This is a genomic window from Lewinella sp. LCG006, assembly GCF_040784935.1.
In the GTDB taxonomy this organism is placed as follows: domain Bacteria; phylum Bacteroidota; class Bacteroidia; order Chitinophagales; family Saprospiraceae; genus Lewinella.
In genome coordinates, this window is record NZ_CP160680.1 from 2,765,448 (window position 1) to 2,785,046 (window position 19,599).

Genomic DNA, 19,599 nt, shown 5'->3' on the forward strand with positions numbered 1-19,599 from the left:
TTTTTTAAATTATTCCAGTTTTAAATGCCTGTGGTCAATAGGATTTCCATGGTGTGGGTACACCATTCATCGCTCACACCAATCGGTTTCCAGTTCCAGTTGGCAGCACGATCACCACCGAGCCCACTTTGGAGCAATTGCTGGTAATCCAGCTCTTCGGTGGTCACGAAGAGTTTAAAGTAAGAGCAGGCGGTTTTGTCTTCAGGACCCAAGCCCCAGCCTTTGGGTTCTTTCAGCAGAGGGAAGACGACTTCTTGTTGACCTGGATATTCATCGGGACGAAAAACAGCTCCTCCCTCGTAGGCAGAAATGCTGTAGTCACTGCGCAAATGTAAGAGATAACAATACAGTTGCTGCTTGGTGTTTTTGATCACGACCTGTGGTAAGAAACCAGCAACTTGGGCATTTTGGTGTTTGATAAAATCGGTGCTGGCGGTATCAAGTACTACTGTGTTTCCAACGATTTTCTGTTTTTTGTTTTGATTGAGCAGCACCTCCATTTCCAGGGCAACCCGATTGCGAATCCGCGATTTTTCGTTAGTCAAAGCCAGTATCCGTTCCCAGCGGACTATTTTGCCTAAACTGCTTACTACCAGTTGAGGAGCGTTATCTACGGTTCGTTCCAACGAATACACTTGTTTTTGAGTTCGCTGGTCAGTGATTTGATAATGCTCAGGATTGACCTTTACCACTAAGTCAGCTTCTTTTACCGCATCTGTTGCTGTTACCCATTGAATCCCCAGAGAGGATTGCCAGTGTTGGATGATTTCTTCAATGGGTTGCGCTTCCCCCGTGAGGCCGACCTGTAAAGCCGGCAAAGGTAGATAAGTGATTTTTGCCTGGTAGAGCGTTTCAGCGTCCAAGGCCAGCGAGGCAGACAAGGCTACTTGGCTTTTTTGGGCACCAACGGAAGTTAGCTGCCCCGTACCCAGAATTTTGCCTTCGGGCCCGAAGGATTTTATCTCTACCGTGATGGGCGCTTTAGGCCGTACGGGGATGCCATGAATAGCGCCACACTTGATCATCCAGTGATCCCCTTCCTGGAAGAATTCGAAAAGATCAGGTGTGCCGTATGGTTTCCCATTCAAAAACTGGCGGTAAGGATCAAATCCGCCGATGGTTTCAAATTGAGGCAACTGTTCTTTGCGAGCTCGCTGTACGGTAGCGCGCGTGCGCACGAAAAGGTCAGCGTAGTTCAATGGCCCATTGGCAGTAGTTAGGGCTTCTATCAGGCTTTGGGTGAAAATCCCTCCGGTGGGAGTATCACCTGCCGTCTGGATACTGGTGCAAGCGGAAAAAAGGATGTGCTGCGATAAGGGAAGGGTGATGGGGTTTTTCTCAAAATGACCATCCAGATAGCTGCTCAGTTCTCGTAGCGCACCGGTAGCCTCGGCTTCTTCCCAGGTGCCAAAACGCTGGAGGCTAACGGTTCTTTCGGTGATTTCGGTAAGTTCCCAAGTGGAATCCCTGGTGCCTGATCCAGCATGACAGCAATCCAACGAGACGACCATGTGAGGCGGACTGGCCTTCGTATCATGATGAGCAACTTCGTGCAACAGGACGGCCAACTCTTTATCCGCCAGTAAAAAACGTTCTTGCTCAGGATTTTTGGCATAGCACACCAGGTTTTGGTCTTTGCCATTGGGTTCCAGGGTATCCCTGAATTCTTTTGCGGTATAGTCTTCCGTTCCGTGGCCACTGAAGTGGAACCAAACGACATCATCAGCGCCAGCGTGATGCAAATGCTCTCGAAAAGCGTTGATAATATTGTTATAGGTTGCAGCTTGGTTTTCAAGTACACAAAGGTGCAAAGGCCCCTCTTGGGTGACCGCCAGGTTGGAAGGCGTATGGTGGACATCTTTTGCGACTTGGGCGCCAGAAGGGACATAGCTGCGGAGGTATTTCTCCACATTGCGAATATCGTTAAGGCAACCCTTCAGGCGAGGAATCGGGGCAGCATAGTCATTGATACCAACCAACAGCGCAAAAATACGAGGTATGTGAATTGTTGCCATAAGTAATCGCAAAGGGTTTGAATACGGGATAGTTTAAGGGTTTTAGGAAAACGGGTGTAATAAAAATAGGAATTCTAAACCATAAAATAGGAAGACATTTTTCCTGGATAATAATGTTTATAAATAAAGTATGTGGGTTCAATAAATTGATAAACAGGTAATTATTTTAAAATAAATAAGGATAAAAAATTAAATTTACCTGCGAAATCAGTTCCCATTAAGGGTGAAAAATGCACAAAAGCAAACTTATTCAGCACCTTCAGCTCTTGAATGAGGCAGAACTCAAGCGCTTGCTACCTTTTTTAAAATCTCCCATATACAATGCCAATCCAAGGATTGTAGACCTTTATTTATTGTTACGCAAGTGGCACCCCGATTACCAGCACCCCAAATTGGAGAAAGAAAAAGTCTTCCAGCAGCTTTTTCCCAATCGCTCCTACGATCACCAAAAACTGCTCAATCTGATGTCTGCTTTTACGGCTTTGCTCAGGCAGTATTTACAATACCTACAGCTGGAAAAGGAGGAACATACGCAGGATCAATTACTGCTGCGGGCTTTAGCCGAACGCCCCTCTGCTTACCCCGTCTTTACCAAAGAAATAGCTCACGCACACCAGACACTGGATGGACTGCCTTACCGGAATGCTAATTTTTATTACCAAAAATTTCAACTGAATCGCCTTTATTTCAACCACCCTGAGACCGATCAATTCAACCTCAGTAAAGCAGAATACGAGGAAGCGATGCAACAGCTCGACCGCAGTTTTCTGTTGGATAAGCTATCTTTCAGCTGTGAAGTAAAGGCCCGGGAGAAACCCCTCGACGAGCAATACAACATTTGGCTGTTGCCGGAAATTCGGGCGGGTATTGCCGATTATCCAGTGGATAACCCGATGACCGGAGCTTATCTAGCCATGCTTGATCTGCTGGAATCCGGGAACAGAACGGCTTATTATCAACTAAAAAAACTGTTCGAAAACAACCTTTCCTCTTTTCATCGTCAGCAGCAACAATACCTGCTTCAGAGCCTGATCAACTATGCGATCAAGCAGGGCAATAGCGGCGAGCAGGCTTTTGTTTTAGAAAACCTACAGCTGTATCAATTGGGGCTTACCCATGCGCTGTTTTTGGAACACCAACGCCTCAATGATATGACTTACATCAGTATTGTGAATATTGCGCTACGTGCAGAGGAAAGAGACTGGTGCCAAAAGTTTATTGAAGATTACGCGCATTACCTACCGATGCATACCCGCAAAGATGCCAGGGCACTAGCTACGGCACTTTGGCATTACGCCAACCAGCAACCTGAGGAGGCTACGACCTTATTGCAAGAAGTCAATTTTTTGAACATCTATTATCAAATTCAAGCCAGGGTACTGTTGATCAAGATTTTCGTGGAGGCAGACCGAGCGGGAAATGATCATACCGATCTTGTGTTGGCACAAATCGATGCTTTTGAGCGTTACCTACGGCGCAATGACAAGGTAGGTAAAGCGCAAAAAGAAGCCTTGCTAAATTTTGCGCTTTACACCAGAAGAATCGCGAAATCACGACTTGAACCTTCGTTTATTCAACTCCAGCCCGAGCTAAGAAAAGAAATGGAGCAACGCAACACCTTGTACAACAAGAGCTGGTTGCTCCATCTTTTGGGGGATTAGAAGCAAGCTCCAAACATGCTCTTAGGTCTTTCACGCTCTTATTTGGGGGTTGACGCCGGTGTCTTTCCTTATCTCTTTACCCTATACCATAGGCGTGCGAAGCAAGCCATGTCCCACTACTGACTTGGCCGAAAGTCTAGCTCAGATTTCAGGAATATCAGTGATGATTTTTTTCGGATAACGGTGAAGGAAGGTTTTCTCATAACGCATGGTAATACGGGTTTGTCAGTAAATTGGATCAATGCTTATTTTGGGCAAAACACAACCAGCGCCAAGCAGGTACACTTGGGCATAAGTCGCTCAATAGTTGTTTGATGCTGGAGACTTGCCCCGGTATCTCAACCGGAATACCAGCAATTTAAGGGGAGTAAACAGGCGTTTTCAAGCCTATCGGGGTAAGTGGAACTTTACAAGTGGCAGGAAGTACTTTTGCTTGGATAAGTGGTAAAGCACTTTTTAGGGGGTATTTACGGGAATAAAATTTTATGCTTACTCAAATATCCGTACGCTTTCCTATAAGCTTGGAAGTTTTCCACACACTAAAGGTGCGTATAAAAGCCCGGTGGAATCTGGATAATTCTGACAAAAATCTGGATAATTCTTACAATGCTATTCTTTACATTGTTGGCTAACGCCCAAAACGTATTTCTCTACCACTCCAATTTCTACCGCGGTAGCAGCACCATCGAAGCCATCAATTTGCTCATCTTGCAGTGCTGTGCTTGCCAAGTCTGTGAGTTGTCGGGCGATGGGTTCGTAGCTCCAGTGCCACTTTTCTTCGTTGTAACCATCTGGTCGTTCAGCCCCTTTTGGGGAATAGGGCTGACAAAAACCAAACTCATGAGCGTGAGCTGTGAGCCACTCGTACACTTTCAGGCCTTCCCCTTTTTCAAAGTAGCTGTTGGTAAGCTGGTTGATATCCATGTCGGTTCCCCAGTGGTGGCGACTGGTGCCTGGCATAGAGCTCCAACGCAAGATGGCGAGCGCACGATCTTTGGGGATAGGATAAGCTTCAGGAGCCTTCTCGCGGCCTTCTAGCAGGCGGTTGCCGTTCCATTTGGCTTCCCAGATGCTTTTTTGGCGGTCGAAGTTGCGGGTGGCGGAAATGATCACCAGTTTTACACCCTCCTTGGCCGCCGCCGCGTGCATAGCCTGGAACGCCGTGTAGGTATCCTTACGCAAATAATAAGTGCCATCGCCATCCGTCAGCGCTGGTGCTACCTTGGTAAAATCGGGATGAGTAGCAGGATCGAATCGCCCGCGGAGATAATCAATGTCCAGTGTTGAGTCTACAGGTATCGCCACGTTCTTTTCCGCAACGGTGACTGCCTCTGGAGTAGGTTCTTCTGTTGCGGTACCTTGCGAATCTTTGGAAGAACTATTTCCACAGGCAAGACAAAAAAGGAGGAGCAAAAGAGCGGAAGAGTACGTTTTCATGATGGTCTGTTTTAGAAGGTTAGTGAGCGTATTAGCTCTAATACTTACTGCTTCTGGATGCCCACAAAATAAGGTTTTTTAAAAATCTCCTTCCCGAAACATTTCTGGAAGGCAGTAAGATAAATTTTATGTGTTTTTTTGCGTGTTGTTAGGCTGTTCTGAACCTTCAGAGCAGGTGTTTCGCACGTCCTTTAGTCTCAGATGGGACGGAGGCCGCCCCGGTCGTCAGGCGGTGGGTTGGGTCCCTCCCACTTGAGGGTGCTGTGTACATAGGTTACATTTCCTTTTCTTTTAGGTTATCTGGGGCCATGCCGGTATTGGTCTTGCTGTGCAAACACCATTACGGCACCAGGCTATTCGGTCGCTGTTGCTTCCTCGTCCTTACGCCATCCTGGCGTCGCGCTCCAGGCTACGCTTTGCGCTCCGATACGAGATTTCTCTGATCTATCAGAACAAGTCTACTATTCCCGCTTACTGCTATGGTTCATTTTTGTAGCCACCACATCCAAAGTCACTTCCTCGCCAATACGATAATTACCATGTCGATCGTCAGCAGGGATGCGCCAACGGTTATCGCCATTTTCAATGGTCAGCCAGTGGCCATTCACAGAGGGCTCAATATTTACGATTGTGCCCTTTAGCGTGATCGAAGTTGGTGCTTCAGCATTTTGAAAAACATCTTCCGCTTTTCCTTGCTGTACTATTTTGCCCGCATCCAGGACCACCACCCAGTCAGCCATTTTTTCTATCTCCTCCTGGTTATGGCTGATTAATATGGTGGTGAGGCCGTAAGCCTGGTGCACCTTCAGTAGGTATTGTTGCAGCTTTTCGCGCATCTCCTGATCCAGGGCCGAAAGTGGCTCGTCTAGTAGCAGTAGTTCGGGGCGTTGTACCAGTGCGCGTGCCAAGGCTACCCGCTGTTGTTGACCTCCTGATAGTTTAAGTGGACGTTGGTGCTGAAGATCACCTAGTTCGCTGAGGTCGATCAGTTCTTCTACCATCCTGTGGGGCTGGCCTTTCTCAAGGGCGAAAAGGAGGTTTTCGCGTACGGTCATGTTTGGGAAGAGCGCATAATCCTGAAAGACCAGGCCTACTTTCCTTTTTTGCGGAGGCAGTAAAACGCCGTTTTTAGTATCCATCCAGGTCGTGCCATTAACAATAACCTTAGCCTCGTCGGGCGAAAAGAGGCCGGCTAATATTCTCAGCAGCGAGGTTTTACCTGCGCCAGACTTGCCGTACAAGCCGATTAATTGCTGAGGAGCAAGCTGGAGGTTGATCTCCAGGATCATCTCGCCAGTGGCACCATTGAGTTTTTTCTTTACCTGGATTTCGGTCATAGCCAAAAACGTTTAAAGTGCCCATCGTTGAACAGGTAAACCAGTAAAAGAATAAGAAATGTTAGGAGGAAAAGCACCAACGAATAGCTGTTGGCTGCTGCGTAATTCATGGATTCAACCTCATCGTAAACAGCAATAGCGGCCACTTTTGTAACCCCGGGAATGTTGCCGCCAATCATCAGCACAACGCCAAATTCCCCAATCGTATGCGCAAAAGCGAGCACGATACCGGTTAATAAAGAGGGCTTGATGTTGGGCAAAAGCACGCGCCGGAGGGTCGTCCAGCGTGATTTTCCCAAAACGTAGGCCGCCTCTTTTAAGGAAGGCGACAAATTGCTCAGTCCCGATTGAATAGGGTGTACCATAAATGGCAGGCTGTAAAGCATGGATGCGAGTACCAAACCTTCAAAGGAAAAGACCAGTCGTAAGCCCAGGTGTTCATCCAGCCAACTGCCAAACCCATTGGCTGGACTAAAGGCTACCAGCAAGTAAAACCCCAATACGGTAGGTGGCAGCACCAAGGGCATGCTCACCAAGGCCTCAATAACCGGTTTGATACGGTTGCGGGAATAGGCCAACCAGTACGCCAAAGGAATCGACACTACAAGCAAGAGTAGCGTAGTTATCAAGGCCAACCTGAAAGTGAGGAGTAATGGCGTCCAATCTATCATTGCTCTGGTTTGCTGTTAGGGACTAAATAGCCAAACTTAAGCAAAATAGTTTGCGCTTGCTCTGTAAGCAAAAAATCGACAAACTGGCGGGCTTGTGCCAGGTTCTTTCCGTTGTTGTGCAACACCACAGCGCCTTGCGCAATGGGCGCGTAACTTTCTTCAGGCAAGGCCAGCCATCGACCTTTGTCGTTTAAAACAGGTGCTTCTACCACCGACCGCGCGGTAAAGCCAATTTCTGCGGCCTGGGAAATGATAAACTGGTTCGTTTGTGCGATGCTTTCGCCAAACACCAGTTTGGGCTTTATGCTATCCGTAAGCTGGTAGTAAGCGAGCACCTGCTCCGCAGCAATTCCATAAGGTGCTGTCTTCGGATTTGCCATCGCGATATGGCGGACTTCCGGCTGCGTCAGTACGGACATTGAAGGTTCGAGATTAGGAACTTGTGTCCAGAGAACCAACTGCCCATAAGCGTAAACACTTACTGGTCCCTCCGTCATTTGGGCATCCACCAAAGCTTGAGGATATTTTAAATCCGCCGAAACAAATACCTCGAAAGGAGCACCTTCCCGGATTTGTGCCGTCAGCTTTCCAGAAGAACTGAGCACCGTTTCGCAAGCCACACCTGTGTTTTCAGTAAATGCCTGGGTCAGTGCTTCCATAGCAAACTGCATATTCGCAGCGGTGGCGATATGCAGCTTCTCCGTCGACTGCTTACCACAACCTACGAGCAAAACAAGGCTCCATAAAATCAGCAATTTCTCGGTAGAAAAAAGTTGTTTGCACTCCATGCCCAAAAGTAAGGCTTTCTGTGGCATTCGGATAAACACAAGCTTAGGTTCCTGAGAATAACTCCGGCTTTTGCTTTGTGTGTGCATAGTGATACAAGCCAAGCTGTACTTTGCTATAAGTATGCCTTGCGCGGATGCAGCCGACACTCAAGCCCGTAGAGGGATTTTTGGTGGAGGTTAGGAGATATACCCGCAGTAGAAATTGATCATTAATACCCCTACCTCTACAATTTTACTGTGAGGACCAGGAAGTTTGGGACGTTAAATGTTGTTCCGCTACTTTTGGCGATTTCTAAATCCGATGAAGGCCTCTCAAAAGATGGGTTTTCAGAAATTTGTGTGATTATAGGCTGGCTTTCAATTCTGGAAAAATAAGCAATGAAATTTGCTTCTGTTTGTAATGCTATTCTGTCGCCAATTTTAAACTCTAATCCAAATAGTGGTGAAAATCCAAGTACAGAACCCTTTCTATCATAACCATGTCTCCATCCTCCGTTGCTGAACCAAGAATCGTTTCGCGTATTGGAAATCGAATGCCTGAAATCTACGCCATAATAAAAACCCCATCTCCGATTTAACTCTATCCCTTTTTCTATTCCTATTCGGTAGTCTATTTTCTGACTTGTTCTTTTAATTACCTCTTCAGAGAAATTGTTGTCTACATCTGCTGAACTTGTATTGCCCCCTATTCCTGTCCTTAAACTCATCTTATTGAAGTGTCTCTTGTAAGTTACCTGATAAGTAGCGGAGTATGGAGTAGAAAATTCTGACTGATTAAAGCTCAGAATTCTCTCTATCAGAGAAGTAATATCTGTACCTATTTCGTTTTTCTTGATCTCCCCACCTGATTGTGCATTTATCATAACTGGAAAAATGCAAGAAAATAATAGGATAAAATAGTTAATGGATTTCATATGTGTTTTTTTGAATTTAGAAAGCACATTCTCTATATCAGAGAGAAGCAATACATTTGTAATGTAAGGGTTTTATAAATATCCTTTACGATTAGAGTTGTTAATACTTACTTTTTGGAACGGAAAATGGCGACTATGAAATCAATCCACAAATTATTCGCAAGCGTTCTTTTGGTCTGCTGTTTTACCCTGCCATCCATCGCACAAACACCAAATAGCGCTTATGTCATTCAGCAAGGCGATTGGTTGAGTAAGGTTGCTCAACGTGCTTACGACAATCCTCACCTGTATTATCGCATCATTGAGGGAACCAATAAAAAAGTAGCAACGGATACGGATTTTACTAGAATCTCAAGTGCCAATGATATTCGGATAGGACAAAAAATCTGGATTCCTGAGTTACCCGCTCCAAATAATTTAACCGGTGTTCCAAAAACCAACTGCGAAATACGCCTTTGGTATAACTTTCAAATTGTGGCAATTGGCGTCATCAATGAAAAGTGGAAGCAAGACGGTGTTGACCTGGCAACCCGTGCGCACCGGGCATATGACATGCGGCACGAGGCCCGAGTGAATGCGCGTTTTATGATGCAAAACAAGGAGGAAGTAGCCGTTTTACAAGCCCGGGATACAGAACGATACGGTAATCCTGATGGCCCCACTTTTGAGTTTTTATTAAAAAAGAACACGGATGAAGGGTTGAGCCTGGAAGAGGCTTACCAGTCTATTATTGATAGTAGTAGTAGGAGCGATACACGATACAATGCCGACTGCCAGTAAAGGCATCGGTTCCGAAATTACTTCGCATCACCCGCTATGATATACTCAGTGCTTTCTTACTCACGGGGATGAAGTACGTTCGTTTGCCATCTTCTGTAATCGCCGTTTGGCGGAAGATCAGGTCATTTTTCTCCACCGGCTGATCCAGTGCCTGGCGGTGCAATTGCTCGTAAGTAGGGTAGTCGATGGCCTTCCGTTGTTGGAGGCGATCGTTGAGGTGAAAACCTTGGGCAACTTGCTCCCAACCCGGTTGCAAATGGGCCTGGAAGACCTTGCTCTTGGAGCCGCTACCATAGGCAAAGAAGCCGAACGTAGCGTCCGTCGCTAAATTCTTTTGGGTGAAGCCAGCCTCGATAGTGCCTAGAAGTGCCAAGAAAATGGAGCCAGCGTACATGTTGCCCACCAGGCCTGATGCCGCCTCGCTGGGAGCGATACGCTCCTCGACAAACTTGTTGTAAAGCGGTGTTTTGGTGACAGCACGCCAAAAGCCAGTGAGGGCCTTCTGATAAGTTTTGTCGTCGTCAAAATCTGTTGCTTGCGGTAGAGGCAGACCAATCTGCTCAGCTAATAGCGTGGCCTGTGGTGTTTGTTGCGTTTCCCGCCAGAAAATTTCTCCGAACATGCGTCTTGCCTGGAAAGCGTAGGGCAGGTGAAAAATGAGTCGATCCCACTGGATGGCAGTCGGTTCATTGTCGGGAGTATTGGTTTCGTAGCGGTAGTGAAGCAGTGCGTCTTTAATACGCTCCTGGTAGCAATCGTTGGAGTAAGGGCCATCAAAAACCGGTGTGTCCTTGTGGAGGGTCAGCAGTTGCTCGTTGCTATCAAGTACGCCGTTAACTTCCACACCTTGCTGGAGTTGTCGCGTAAGTTGGTCCACATCCACGTGGTTACGATTCGCTAGTTGAAGGACTTCGGTGATGATGTCGCTTTTCTTAACGTGGCGCAGGGGCTTGTAAAAATCGTAAACCGCCTGGGTACTCACGCCCCAGTCCGGATCAATGGCCAGCAGTCGAGGATGGCGTTTCACCAAAGTAGCAATCGCTCCGGCACCCTGGGTGTATTCGCCGGTAGAAGCCAGCTCGTATTTGGCATTATCAGAAGCTACAATGATGCCCATTCGCCCGTCTTTAGCCCGCACCCAGTCGAGGGTGTTTTGCAATGCATCTACCGCTCCGATACAGGCAAAAGTAAGATCAACCACATCGCAGTTGATGAAACAATCGCGTCCGTAGGTAGGCGCAAAATATTCCTGCAACATTTGCAAGGCGTAGGTCGCTGTAGGTTTGGCACCGTCAATGGCACTTTCGGTACCAAGGTACAAGCGGCCAATCTGACTGGGATGGAGCTCGTTCTTCTCTATGAGTTCACGGACGGCATTGGCCATCATCGTAGCGGCATCTTCTCCCACGTCTGGTACGGCCATTGCGGTAAGGCCCAAGCCTTTGTTCAACTTGGCATACTCAATCCCCCGAGCTTCGGCCAAGGTGGCAATGGGAAGATACAGTTGGGGAATATAAACCGCCAAGTCATCAATACCTGCGGGAATGTGCATTTGCTTTTCCATGATGGACAATTATCCTGATAAAAACCAAAATTAACAGGAACCGAACAAAAAGAAGTCGTGAGAGTTCACAAATGCCCATTACTAGCACTGCGTAATTACGATTTCTTAAAAGGCAAAACTTTGTTTATTGTGTTGATAATGAGTTTTTTATTTCTTTTTTGAGAAGATGTATAATGACCATTAGGAAAGCTGGATTTGTAGAGAAAACGTTATTTTAGTCAACCGTTGACTGTTTTTTGTGTTTCACTAGTGGTCTGTCAATATTTAAAGTTCCGGTTGAGCGAACGCGGATTTTGGTGCTGATTGAGGCGGAGGTTCCCGCGCATAGCAGCGCTACGTAAGGGGTTCTCCAACGAAGAGCAGTGCCGAAAGACGCATCGGGCAACCGGAAAGTTTAAGTTTGACAGACCACTAGCAGTATATTCCAGAAAATTGACAGCATGATAATTCTTCTTTCTCCCGCCAAAACATTGGACGAAACACCTGTGCATGGTATCCCGCATACGGCGCCTCGCTTGCTACCCCAAAGTACCCAGTTGATCAAAAATCTTCGCCGGAAATCCATTGCTGATTTGCAGGGACTGATGAATATCAGCGAAAAATTGGCGGTGCTCAACAAGGAACGCTACAAGACCTATTCGGAACCCTTCACCGAGGAAAATGCCAAGCCAGCAGCCCTGATGTTCAAAGGTGATGTGTACACAGGGCTTGAGGCAGAGACTTTTGATGAAAAAGAAATGGCTTTCGCCCAAAAACACATCCGCATACTTTCTGGCTTGTATGGCTTGCTCCGTCCGCTAGACCTCATTCAGCCCTACCGTCTGGAAATGGGTACTTCACTTAAATTGGGCCGCAAGAAAAACCTCTACGATTTCTGGGGAGATCAAATTACGGAATTGATCCGCCAGGATCTGGAAAAGGCCGAAGGAGATACTGTGTTGAACCTGGCCTCGCAGGAATATTTTCAAGCTGTAAAGACCGATCAACTCAAGGGCCGTTTGATCAATATCCATTTCAAAGAAGACCGCGACGGGAAGCTAAAGGTCATCTCCTTCAACGCCAAAAAAGCCCGTGGGAAAATGGCCCAACTCATCGTCCGGGAGCAAATTACGAACCCAGAGCTGCTCAAAGAATTGGTCGCCGATGATTATGTCTACCAGGAAGAAGGCTCTACGGAGACGGATTGGTTGTTTGTGAAGTAGGGTGCTCATTCCGCTTTGCGTAATTCGCGGTTAGTGCTCGCTTCGCTCACGGCTGAGCCGACCTCGGAGGAGAGAGACCAATTATTTACAAGATCAAAAAACCGCGAGCGCAGCGAGCCCCCCCGAGATTCCGATTTATCGGAAGAGCACAACCGCAAATCCCGCGAAGCGGGATGAGCACTCCCGCGATCCCGATGAAATCGTGAGAGCACTAATGCAATCCCGGAAAAAACGCATCCTCAAAATGTTCTAATACTGGAGCTTCTCCATTTCCCATGACGATGCTGATGACGTCAAAGCGGATGGCCCATTCGTGGCCTGTTTCCTGCATGTAGGCAGTGGCTGCACTGGCCATCAGTCGCTTTTTGCGTTTGGTGACAAAAGCTTCAGGGGCTCCGAAATAATCACTACTACGGGTTTTTACTTCTACAAAAATAAGGGTATCGTCTAAGCGGGCAATCAAATCAACTTCTATTCTGTTCACACGCCAGTTACGCACGAGAATGGTGTAACCATTGGCCTGCAAAAAATTGGCGGCGAGGGTTTCGCCTAATTTTCCGAGTTCGTTGTGCGAGGCCATGAGTGGTTTTTTAGGTTTTTTAAATTTCAGAAGAGGGCAAATTAGGACGACTTGGTGAATCCAGTATCGAATGCATTTGCTTGATAGCAGCCTTATTTAGAATCAACACTCTCTCGTTTTCATTCATACCTTGCCGGATCAACTCTGCATTAATCGCTTCTAGGTTTGCCAAGACAAGAAGCTGCTCTGTTGTCGCATGGTCTCTAATGTTGCCTTTTACATCGGGGTTTTCTAACCGCCAGATTCTAGCGGTTTTACCAAAGAGAGCTACGTTTAATGTCGATCCACTTCTTAGGAGTGAGATTAAAATTGTTTGAGCCTGCTTGGTTTTTAAAGGTAACGAATTCGTTACCTTTAAAAACCGGGTTGTGTAGTTGCTCCCACACGCCTAGAAATTCTACGGTGTTACTGTTTCGCATCCAACTGTAGATCGAAAATTCATCATCGAAACGCTTCATGATATCGGTTAGTGAAATATAGTCCTCCTGTCCTTTTTGAGGCAGGAGCGTAATCTCATCTCCCTGAACGAGTAGTGATTTTTTATTCTTGGCCATAAGTAAAAAGACGGAAATAACTGCCCCCGTTTTTTCTACCGATTCGCGAATATTTTCACGCAAGCTCCTTTTAGTCGCTTGCTTAGAAAATTTTAGCGAATCAAAAACGGGGGCAGTTATTTTTAATCCGTCACTAAAAGTGAATATAGAACAAATCTTCTGTACATAGAGTCTGATAAAAATACAAAAAAATACGGGCCAGCCTGTCAACGACAAACTGGCCCGGTGGTTGGCAGAAGAGTATTAGTCTTAGTCCGTCAGGACCATCTTGCGAGTAGCGCGTTGGTCACCAGCTTCGAGCGTGTAGTAGAATAACCCGATCGCAGGAAGGTCACTTCGGCGGATACTGATTTCATGGTAGCCCTCTGAGAAGTATTCTGTTACTTGGTACACCAGCTTACCGGCCATGTCGTAAACACTTAGGCTGGCATCTCCTCCAGGATCCAGTTGGAAAGGAATAATGGTAGAGTTATTCCAAGGATTTGGACGATTCTGGAAAAGTTCAAAGTTGGTGCTGACCTCCGCTGCGCCACTTTCCGTGAAGAAGGACAGGTTGATGTCTTCTGCTTCTCCTTCCTGGGTGTAGGCTTCTGCTTTGGTAACCCGTGAGCTGAGGTAGAGCCATTCTTTGATGTTGCCTGCTTGCTTGGCGGTACAGCGCAAGGTGAACAGGGTCGCCTCTTTACTGTCAGCCGATTCGCCGTACTCGTTCCAAACCGTGGTGATCAAACCAGCGCGATCATCGTAGAAGTGGAAGTTCTCTTCAGGATATAGGTTGGGTAAGTCGCCAGGAATGATTTCCAATACCTCCAAGGCACTAGGGTCATATTCCAGTGTAAACTGGTAGCCCATCCACTCATTCATGTAGCGTGCCTGGAAGGGAATGTCTACCGTTTCGTTGGCCTCAACCATGGCAGTGGCTACTTTTAGCTCAAGCGGGTTACTGCTGGAACGATCATCTCCTTCGGCCATCATGCTGTTGGGGACTGCCGAGCCATTGACATCGCCTACTTTGATCGCTACAAAATCGGCGTGCATTTCCGAACCAGCCAGGTCATTGATGTTGTGCAACTCTGGGAAATAACCCATGAAAGGATTCGTCGGATCAGCAAAGACGTAAGAGGCATCAATAAATCGCCAGGATGTGTTGTTGTTAGGTAATTCGTTGCTAATATTCAAAATCAACTTCCGTAGCTTAATGATGTCCAGGGTAGAAATATGCCCGGAACGATCCACATCTGCAGCAATCATTTTGTAAGGTGAATTGAGTAGTTGAGTACCCAAAACGTGCTTGCCAATCAAGATCAAGTCAAAGGTGGTAACACCGTTGAGGAGGTTCTCGTTGTTTTGTGCGATCACACTGTAATCCTGACCCAGTGTTAGGTCTTCAAACATGAAGCTACCATCGAGATGGGTGTACATCATGGAGGGCGTGTTGCCTGAAACCATGATCATCACATTTTCTACCTCGTTGCCATCTTCCGTCAATACGCCACCAGCAATCATCCCTTCACCGGTTTGGCCAAGACAGTGGTTGTTGGGGTCTTGTACGCTGACGACGGTGGTGCAGGTCGATACGTTATTGTGGCTGTCTGAAGCCCAAAGGATAACTTCGGCAGCCTGGTTGGCATCGTAACAGTCAAACTCTACACTCGTAGCGGTAGGTACACCGTTGGTGCCGTCGCCAGGGCGAGAGATGGTGAATTTCAATAAATTCGTCGGGTCACAGTTGTCACTCACCGAGCCTACCAATGCACTGGCACTGATGCTCCCCATGACACCGTTGCCCATGGGCATTAGGTTGGTCGTAAGACCTACAATACAAGCGACGCTGGGAGCCTGCGTATCCGCTACCGTGACAGTGGTGGTACAGGCAGAATTATTGAGACAATTGTCATTGGCAATAAACTGTATGGTGGTTGTTCCGACGGGGTAATTACCGCTCGCATTGGCACCACCATTGGCAGCGTAAGGAGAGTTGTTGGTGTAGGTAATCTGAGTGGAACAATCCTCGGTAGTAGGCAATTCCAGGGTAGCATAAGCCGTGGTACAGTTGCTACTAACATTGACGGTCACGGGTGGCGGACAAGTGATAACAGGGTCATCATGATCCACTACTTTAATCTGCTGGGTGTGGGTAAATCGGCCACCAGCACCAGGGTTGGCAGGGTCGTAGTTACACCAGTCAATGACGACCCAGGTGCGCAAAATTTTGAAACAGGCACCAGGTACCGTATTGAAGACGGCCTCCGTACTATTGATGGCTACCGAACCACATCCCGACCAATTGATAATAGGCATGCGAGCAGCCTCTGGCAGGTCTTCGTCGGCCGTGCTGGCACCACATTCTGCTAGCTCTACGTTGATGGGCCAAACGATATTATTTTCAGTTAAAGCCTGATTGTTGATCACGTTGATGACCTGAGAACAGCTCGATTGGTGTTCGTAATTATCGGTCGCTGTCCAGGTGCGGGTAATGGTTCCTACACCACATTCATTGAAGCTGGTCACGAAGGTACTGTCAAGGGTGAAACCACAGTTGTCTCTTACAACCGGGCTACCGTAGATACCCAGGTTTTCTTGCTCGTCAGAGCAGTTGATCGTTACTGGAGGAGGGCACTGCTCAAATATCGGTGCAGTGGCATCCTGTAGCGTAACGATAGACTGACAATCGGTGAAATGACCCACCAGATCACCACTGCCGGTTTCCCGGGAAGGATCTACGGGGCCAGTACCAGGGTTGATTTCATAGACGCGTAAGGTCACCGTCACGGGGTTGTTGGCGATATCTTCGCAACAGAAAATGACCCGATCGTCAAACCATTCCTGGTAGCCAGGTAAGGGACTGTCATCGCCATTGGCGAGGTTGCACGATGCGCCAATAACTCTTTTGGCCTTCAGGTAGACCGGACCACAGTTGTCAGAGCTGCCTTCGTCGAAGGTAGAGGCATTGATGATGCCGTATCCACTAGAAGCGATCGAAGCTAGTATTTGATCATCACAGGCAGCGATGGGTGAAACATCATCCGTTACGGTAAGTTGTACCGTACAAGTACTGCTATTGCCACATTCGTCAAGCCCTTGGTAGACCACGGTATGGGTGCCTGGTGCTACTCCACTTACGGGACTAAAGTTGGTAGCTCCGTAAGAAGAGTTTACCGAGTAGGTAATGTTCGTCCCACAGTTATCGGTCCCCGTAATGATGGGCAGCGCTATCGTAGCACTACATGCTCCCGGATCACTGGTAAAGGTCAATTGATTGGGGGTTGGGCAGTTGAGGGTCGGCCCTTCGTCATCACTCACCAGGATGGTCTGAACATCTTCACCAAAAAAATCGGTACAATTCTCTACCACGGTCCAGGTACGATTGATTTGGTACATATAAGTGTTGCAAATCAAAGTCGTATCATCGGTATAGGTAACCACCAGACCACACATGTCTCCGTGCATCAGTGGATTACCATTCAACATCGGGACACCTGTACGGTCAGGATGCGCACCAGGATCATCGCAAGGCAGCGTGATGTCGGCAGGGAAAGTAACATCCATGAAAGAAGCCCGCGTAACGGTAATTTGCTGCGTACAACTGGCTGTTAGTCCGCTGTTGTCTGTGACTGTCCAGACGCGAGCAATTGTTGCAGCTGTATTCGACAAACAGTCCCCAAAGGAAACGTTGTCGATAAAGGTTAATTCCAATTCCGTGTCACAATTATCACCAATAGTTGGTTCCCCTATTTCATCAGGTGAGGTGCTGTCCAGGCAGCTTACACTCACTGCTGGGCAGTTGGTGATCGTCGGTGCGCTATTGTCGACTATCCGAATCGTCCCTACACAAATGGTGCCTGTGGCTTGGTCGGTAATAGTTACGCTCAGGCGGTTGCCTACGAAGGCATTCGCCGTAAACTGTACCAGGTTAAAACCATCGGTAATGAGATTGTTGAGAGAATCCCTCACGGTTAGTCGCTTATCACCAGGGCAGGAGGTTATATCCGGCAACAACATCGAATTGGTGAGTATTACCTGGCATTGACCGTCAATAACGACCTGAAGCGGCTGATCGGGTGAACCGATACAGGCCAGGTCGCAATCCTGAGCAGTGAGCATACTGCTGAACCAGCTGAAGCAAAAAAGGAGGAAGAGCCTGCTTACGCGGCTCAAAAATACGGTGGGAAATGGAATACTGTGTTTCATCTTTCGTGCAATATTAGGGTTAGAGATCTCACTAAGGGACATACTGATAGCGGGCCGCCACTGAGCAGTTCAGTAGCAACAAGGCTTTTCAGCGTAGCACTATAGTTTGATTTACTAATCGCCCTGATTTTGTTTTCGGGCATCTATTGCACTAAAAGAAAAAACCGTGCCAAAAAAGAAAACCTCCTGAAAGGCTTACTTCCAGGAGGTCATTAAATAGGTGGTTGAAAAAGTATTACTACTGCTTCTTGAGTAGATCGCGAATTTCTGCGAGCAAATCTTCTGCGCTTGGGCCTGGATCAGGAGCAGGGGCTGCTTCTGGCTCAGGTGCCTGAGTGCTTTTGTAAGCCTTCAATAGCATGAAGATCGCAAAGGCGATGATCAGGAAGTTGATAATGGTCTGGATAAAGGCACCGTAGCGAATTTGAACGGCTTCTTTGACGACCTCTCCAGCGTCATTCATCTCTGCACCCTGAAGGGTCATAGCTAAATCAGAAAAATCCACACCTCCCAACAGTATGCCAATTGGAGGCATGATAATATCATTGGTAAAGGAAGTGACGATAGCACCAAATGCGCCAGCAACAATTACTGCAACGGCTAGTTCCAATACATTGCCACGAAGGATAAAAGCTTTAAATTCTGACCACATTTTCGTTTTGTTTTGTTGAAAAAAAGTTATTGCTCTGTAAAGAGGCCTTAAAATAGAAATAGTAAGTTGGTAGAAAATTGTTTGGGTAAAACCGCTTCGAAACTAAGACGCGGTTTATCAGAATAGTAACAATGTAAGAAGCTTCCTTAACTTTGCCAAACAAGCTTGTAATATTATGCGCAAGAGTAATGCGAAGATTGTTGTAAAGGTAGGCACCAATGTACTTACCCGCTCGGATGGTAGTCTGGATGTTACGAACATCAGCCACCTGGTGGACCAGTTGGCGATGCTGAAGAAAGAAGGTCACCAGGTCGTCTTGGTTTCTTCGGGGGCGGTTGGTGCTGGTCGGGAGCTGTTGCCCGCAGCGGATGAGATGGACCCCGTTGTTCGCCGACAGATGCTTTCCTCGATCGGGCAAATTCGGCTGATGGAACTTTATCGGCAGCTTTTTGCTGGTCACCAATTGCTTTGTGGGCAGGTATTGGCTACGAAAGAAGATTTTCGCGATCGCCGCCATTACCTGAATATGCGCAATTGCCTCGAAGCACTTTTGCATGACCGGGTGATTCCTGTAGTCAATGAAAATGATGTCGTCTCTGTCACGGAGCTTATGTTTACGGATAATGATGAGTTGGCCAGCCTTGTTACCGCGATGTTGAACGCTGATACCCTCGTGATTCTCAGTACGGTAGATGGCCTCTTGACGGCAGCCCCCGACGACCCGACGGCAACATTGATACCTACCCTGAGTGCTACTGATGAAAGCGTCTGGTCGTACATTGCTCCCGTGAAATCAAGCTTCGGCCGCGGGGGAATGGCCACCAAGGTGAGGATGGCCCAGCATACCGCTCGCTTAGGTGCTGAAGTCATTCTAGCCAACGGAAAACGCCGCGACAGCCTGGTAGAGGTCTTGTCGGGCAAGGGGCTTTGTACGAGAATTCCCGCTCAGGCACAACCATCGAACCTGAAAAAATGGTTGGCCCAACATCCTACCACCAATGGTAGTGTGCAAGTGAACGAGGGTGCCAAAATGGTGCTGACCGATGGTGCTTCCGTAAGCAGTCTACTACCAGTAGGCATCATCAGCGTCGATGGTGATTTTAAAAAAGGGGATTTGTTGAGTATTATTGGCCCGGATAAGGAGTCGATAGGCATCGGGGTAGCACAGTACAGTGCTGAAAAAGCCAGGAATTTGATGGGGCAAAAAGGACAGAAAGCCCTGGTCCATTACGATTATCTGATGATTTACTAGT

The 19,599-nt window shown here is 47.4% G+C and carries 14 protein-coding genes and 1 pseudogene; 4 read left to right on the top strand and 11 right to left on the bottom strand.

Going from position 1 to position 19,599, the window contains the following annotated elements; all coding sequences use genetic code 11:
- Positions 1–20 precede the first annotated feature (20 nt).
- Positions 21–2,015, bottom strand: coding sequence for a caspase domain-containing protein (locus AB0L18_RS09785; RefSeq protein ID WP_367392405.1), 1,995 nt, complete (start codon positions 2,013–2,015; stop codon positions 21–23).
- A gap of 230 nt (positions 2,016–2,245) precedes the next feature.
- Between AB0L18_RS09785 and AB0L18_RS09790 the strand changes: the two genes are divergently transcribed.
- Complete coding sequence (locus tag AB0L18_RS09790; RefSeq protein ID WP_367392406.1) at positions 2,246–3,676, top strand: hypothetical protein; 1,431 nt, start codon at positions 2,246–2,248, stop codon at positions 3,674–3,676.
- A 609-nt stretch (positions 3,677–4,285) separates the two neighbouring features.
- Here AB0L18_RS09790 and AB0L18_RS09795 read toward each other — a convergent pair.
- The 5 genes from AB0L18_RS09795 to AB0L18_RS09815 all read right to left on the bottom strand — a co-directional run bounded on the left by AB0L18_RS09795 (position 4,286) and on the right by AB0L18_RS09815 (position 8,823).
- Positions 4,286–5,113 carry a M15 family metallopeptidase gene (locus AB0L18_RS09795; RefSeq protein WP_367392407.1) on the bottom strand — a complete coding sequence of 276 codons (828 nt, stop codon included), beginning with the start codon at positions 5,111–5,113 and terminating at the stop codon, positions 4,286–4,288.
- Positions 5,114–5,574: 461 nt separating this feature from the next.
- Positions 5,575–6,450, bottom strand: coding sequence for an ATP-binding cassette domain-containing protein (locus tag AB0L18_RS09800; RefSeq protein ID WP_367392408.1), 876 nt, complete (start codon positions 6,448–6,450; stop codon positions 5,575–5,577).
- Positions 6,447–7,121, bottom strand: a complete 675-nt coding sequence (gene modB, locus AB0L18_RS09805) for a molybdate ABC transporter permease subunit (protein WP_367392409.1) — start codon at positions 7,119–7,121, stop codon at positions 6,447–6,449. Before modB ends, AB0L18_RS09800 begins: the two co-directional genes overlap by 4 nt.
- Positions 7,118–7,936, bottom strand: a complete 819-nt coding sequence (modA, locus tag AB0L18_RS09810; RefSeq protein ID WP_367392410.1) for a molybdate ABC transporter substrate-binding protein — start codon at positions 7,934–7,936, stop codon at positions 7,118–7,120. The genes modB and modA overlap by 4 nt, the downstream gene beginning before the upstream one ends.
- A 197-nt stretch (positions 7,937–8,133) precedes the next feature.
- Positions 8,134–8,823, bottom strand: coding sequence for a hypothetical protein (locus AB0L18_RS09815; RefSeq protein ID WP_367392411.1), 690 nt, complete (start codon positions 8,821–8,823; stop codon positions 8,134–8,136).
- A 135-nt stretch (positions 8,824–8,958) separates the two neighbouring features.
- Between AB0L18_RS09815 and AB0L18_RS09820 the strand changes: the two genes are divergently transcribed.
- Entirely contained in the window at positions 8,959–9,603 is a 645-nt protein-coding gene (locus AB0L18_RS09820) for a hypothetical protein (protein WP_367392412.1), read from the top strand.
- Between the two features lie 34 nt (positions 9,604–9,637).
- Here the strand turns inward: AB0L18_RS09820 and AB0L18_RS09825 are convergent, their stop codons facing one another.
- Positions 9,638–11,167 carry a hydroxymethylglutaryl-CoA synthase family protein gene (locus AB0L18_RS09825; RefSeq protein ID WP_367392413.1) on the bottom strand — a complete coding sequence of 510 codons (1,530 nt, stop codon included), beginning with the start codon at positions 11,165–11,167 and terminating at the stop codon, positions 9,638–9,640.
- A gap of 440 nt (positions 11,168–11,607) precedes the next feature.
- Between AB0L18_RS09825 and yaaA the strand changes: the two genes are divergently transcribed.
- Positions 11,608–12,369, top strand: a complete 762-nt coding sequence (gene yaaA / locus AB0L18_RS09830) for a peroxide stress protein YaaA (RefSeq protein WP_367392414.1) — start codon at positions 11,608–11,610, stop codon at positions 12,367–12,369.
- A gap of 211 nt (positions 12,370–12,580) precedes the next feature.
- Here the strand turns inward: yaaA and AB0L18_RS09835 are convergent, their stop codons facing one another.
- From AB0L18_RS09835 to mscL, 4 genes and pseudogenes are all read right to left on the bottom strand, one after another.
- Complete coding sequence (locus AB0L18_RS09835; RefSeq protein ID WP_367392415.1) at positions 12,581–12,949, bottom strand: YraN family protein; 369 nt, start codon at positions 12,947–12,949, stop codon at positions 12,581–12,583.
- Between the two features lie 19 nt (positions 12,950–12,968).
- A pseudogene (locus AB0L18_RS09840) lies at positions 12,969–13,503 on the bottom strand (KilA-N domain-containing protein).
- Positions 13,504–13,752: 249 nt separating this feature from the next.
- On the bottom strand, positions 13,753–17,694 hold the full coding sequence (locus AB0L18_RS09845; RefSeq protein WP_367392416.1) for an HYR domain-containing protein: 3,942 nt from the start codon (positions 17,692–17,694) through the stop codon (positions 13,753–13,755).
- 238 nt (positions 17,695–17,932) lie between these two features.
- Entirely contained in the window at positions 17,933–18,346 is a 414-nt protein-coding gene (gene mscL, locus AB0L18_RS09850; RefSeq protein ID WP_367392417.1) for a large-conductance mechanosensitive channel protein MscL, read from the bottom strand.
- 175 nt (positions 18,347–18,521) lie between these two features.
- Here mscL and proB point away from each other — a divergent pair, with 175 nt between their 5' ends.
- Positions 18,522–19,598 carry a glutamate 5-kinase gene (proB, locus tag AB0L18_RS09855; protein ID WP_367392418.1) on the top strand — a complete coding sequence of 359 codons (1,077 nt, stop codon included), beginning with the start codon at positions 18,522–18,524 and terminating at the stop codon, positions 19,596–19,598.
- Position 19,599 lies beyond the last annotated feature (1 nt).

Excerpts from the sequence above, each read along its gene's own strand:
- AB0L18_RS09785 (WP_367392405.1), bottom strand. The coding sequence starts at position 2,015 with ATGGCAACAATTCACATACCTCGTATTTTTGCGCTGTTGGTTGGTATC.
- AB0L18_RS09790 (WP_367392406.1), top strand. The coding sequence starts at position 2,246 with ATGCACAAAAGCAAACTTATTCAGCACCTTCAGCTCTTGAATGAGGCA.
- AB0L18_RS09795 (WP_367392407.1), bottom strand. The coding sequence starts at position 5,113 with ATGAAAACGTACTCTTCCGCTCTTTTGCTCCTCCTTTTTTGTCTTGCC.
- AB0L18_RS09800 (WP_367392408.1), bottom strand. The coding sequence starts at position 6,450 with ATGACCGAAATCCAGGTAAAGAAAAAACTCAATGGTGCCACTGGCGAG.
- modB (WP_367392409.1), bottom strand. The coding sequence starts at position 7,121 with ATGATAGATTGGACGCCATTACTCCTCACTTTCAGGTTGGCCTTGATA.
- modA (WP_367392410.1), bottom strand. The coding sequence starts at position 7,936 with ATGCCACAGAAAGCCTTACTTTTGGGCATGGAGTGCAAACAACTTTTT.
- AB0L18_RS09815 (WP_367392411.1), bottom strand. The coding sequence starts at position 8,823 with ATGAAATCCATTAACTATTTTATCCTATTATTTTCTTGCATTTTTCCA.
- AB0L18_RS09820 (WP_367392412.1), top strand. The coding sequence starts at position 8,959 with ATGAAATCAATCCACAAATTATTCGCAAGCGTTCTTTTGGTCTGCTGT.
- AB0L18_RS09825 (WP_367392413.1), bottom strand. The coding sequence starts at position 11,167 with ATGGAAAAGCAAATGCACATTCCCGCAGGTATTGATGACTTGGCGGTT.
- yaaA (WP_367392414.1), top strand. The coding sequence starts at position 11,608 with ATGATAATTCTTCTTTCTCCCGCCAAAACATTGGACGAAACACCTGTG.
- AB0L18_RS09835 (WP_367392415.1), bottom strand. The coding sequence starts at position 12,949 with ATGGCCTCGCACAACGAACTCGGAAAATTAGGCGAAACCCTCGCCGCC.
- AB0L18_RS09845 (WP_367392416.1), bottom strand. The coding sequence starts at position 17,694 with ATGAAACACAGTATTCCATTTCCCACCGTATTTTTGAGCCGCGTAAGC.
- mscL (WP_367392417.1), bottom strand. The coding sequence starts at position 18,346 with ATGTGGTCAGAATTTAAAGCTTTTATCCTTCGTGGCAATGTATTGGAA.
- proB (WP_367392418.1), top strand. The coding sequence starts at position 18,522 with ATGCGCAAGAGTAATGCGAAGATTGTTGTAAAGGTAGGCACCAATGTA.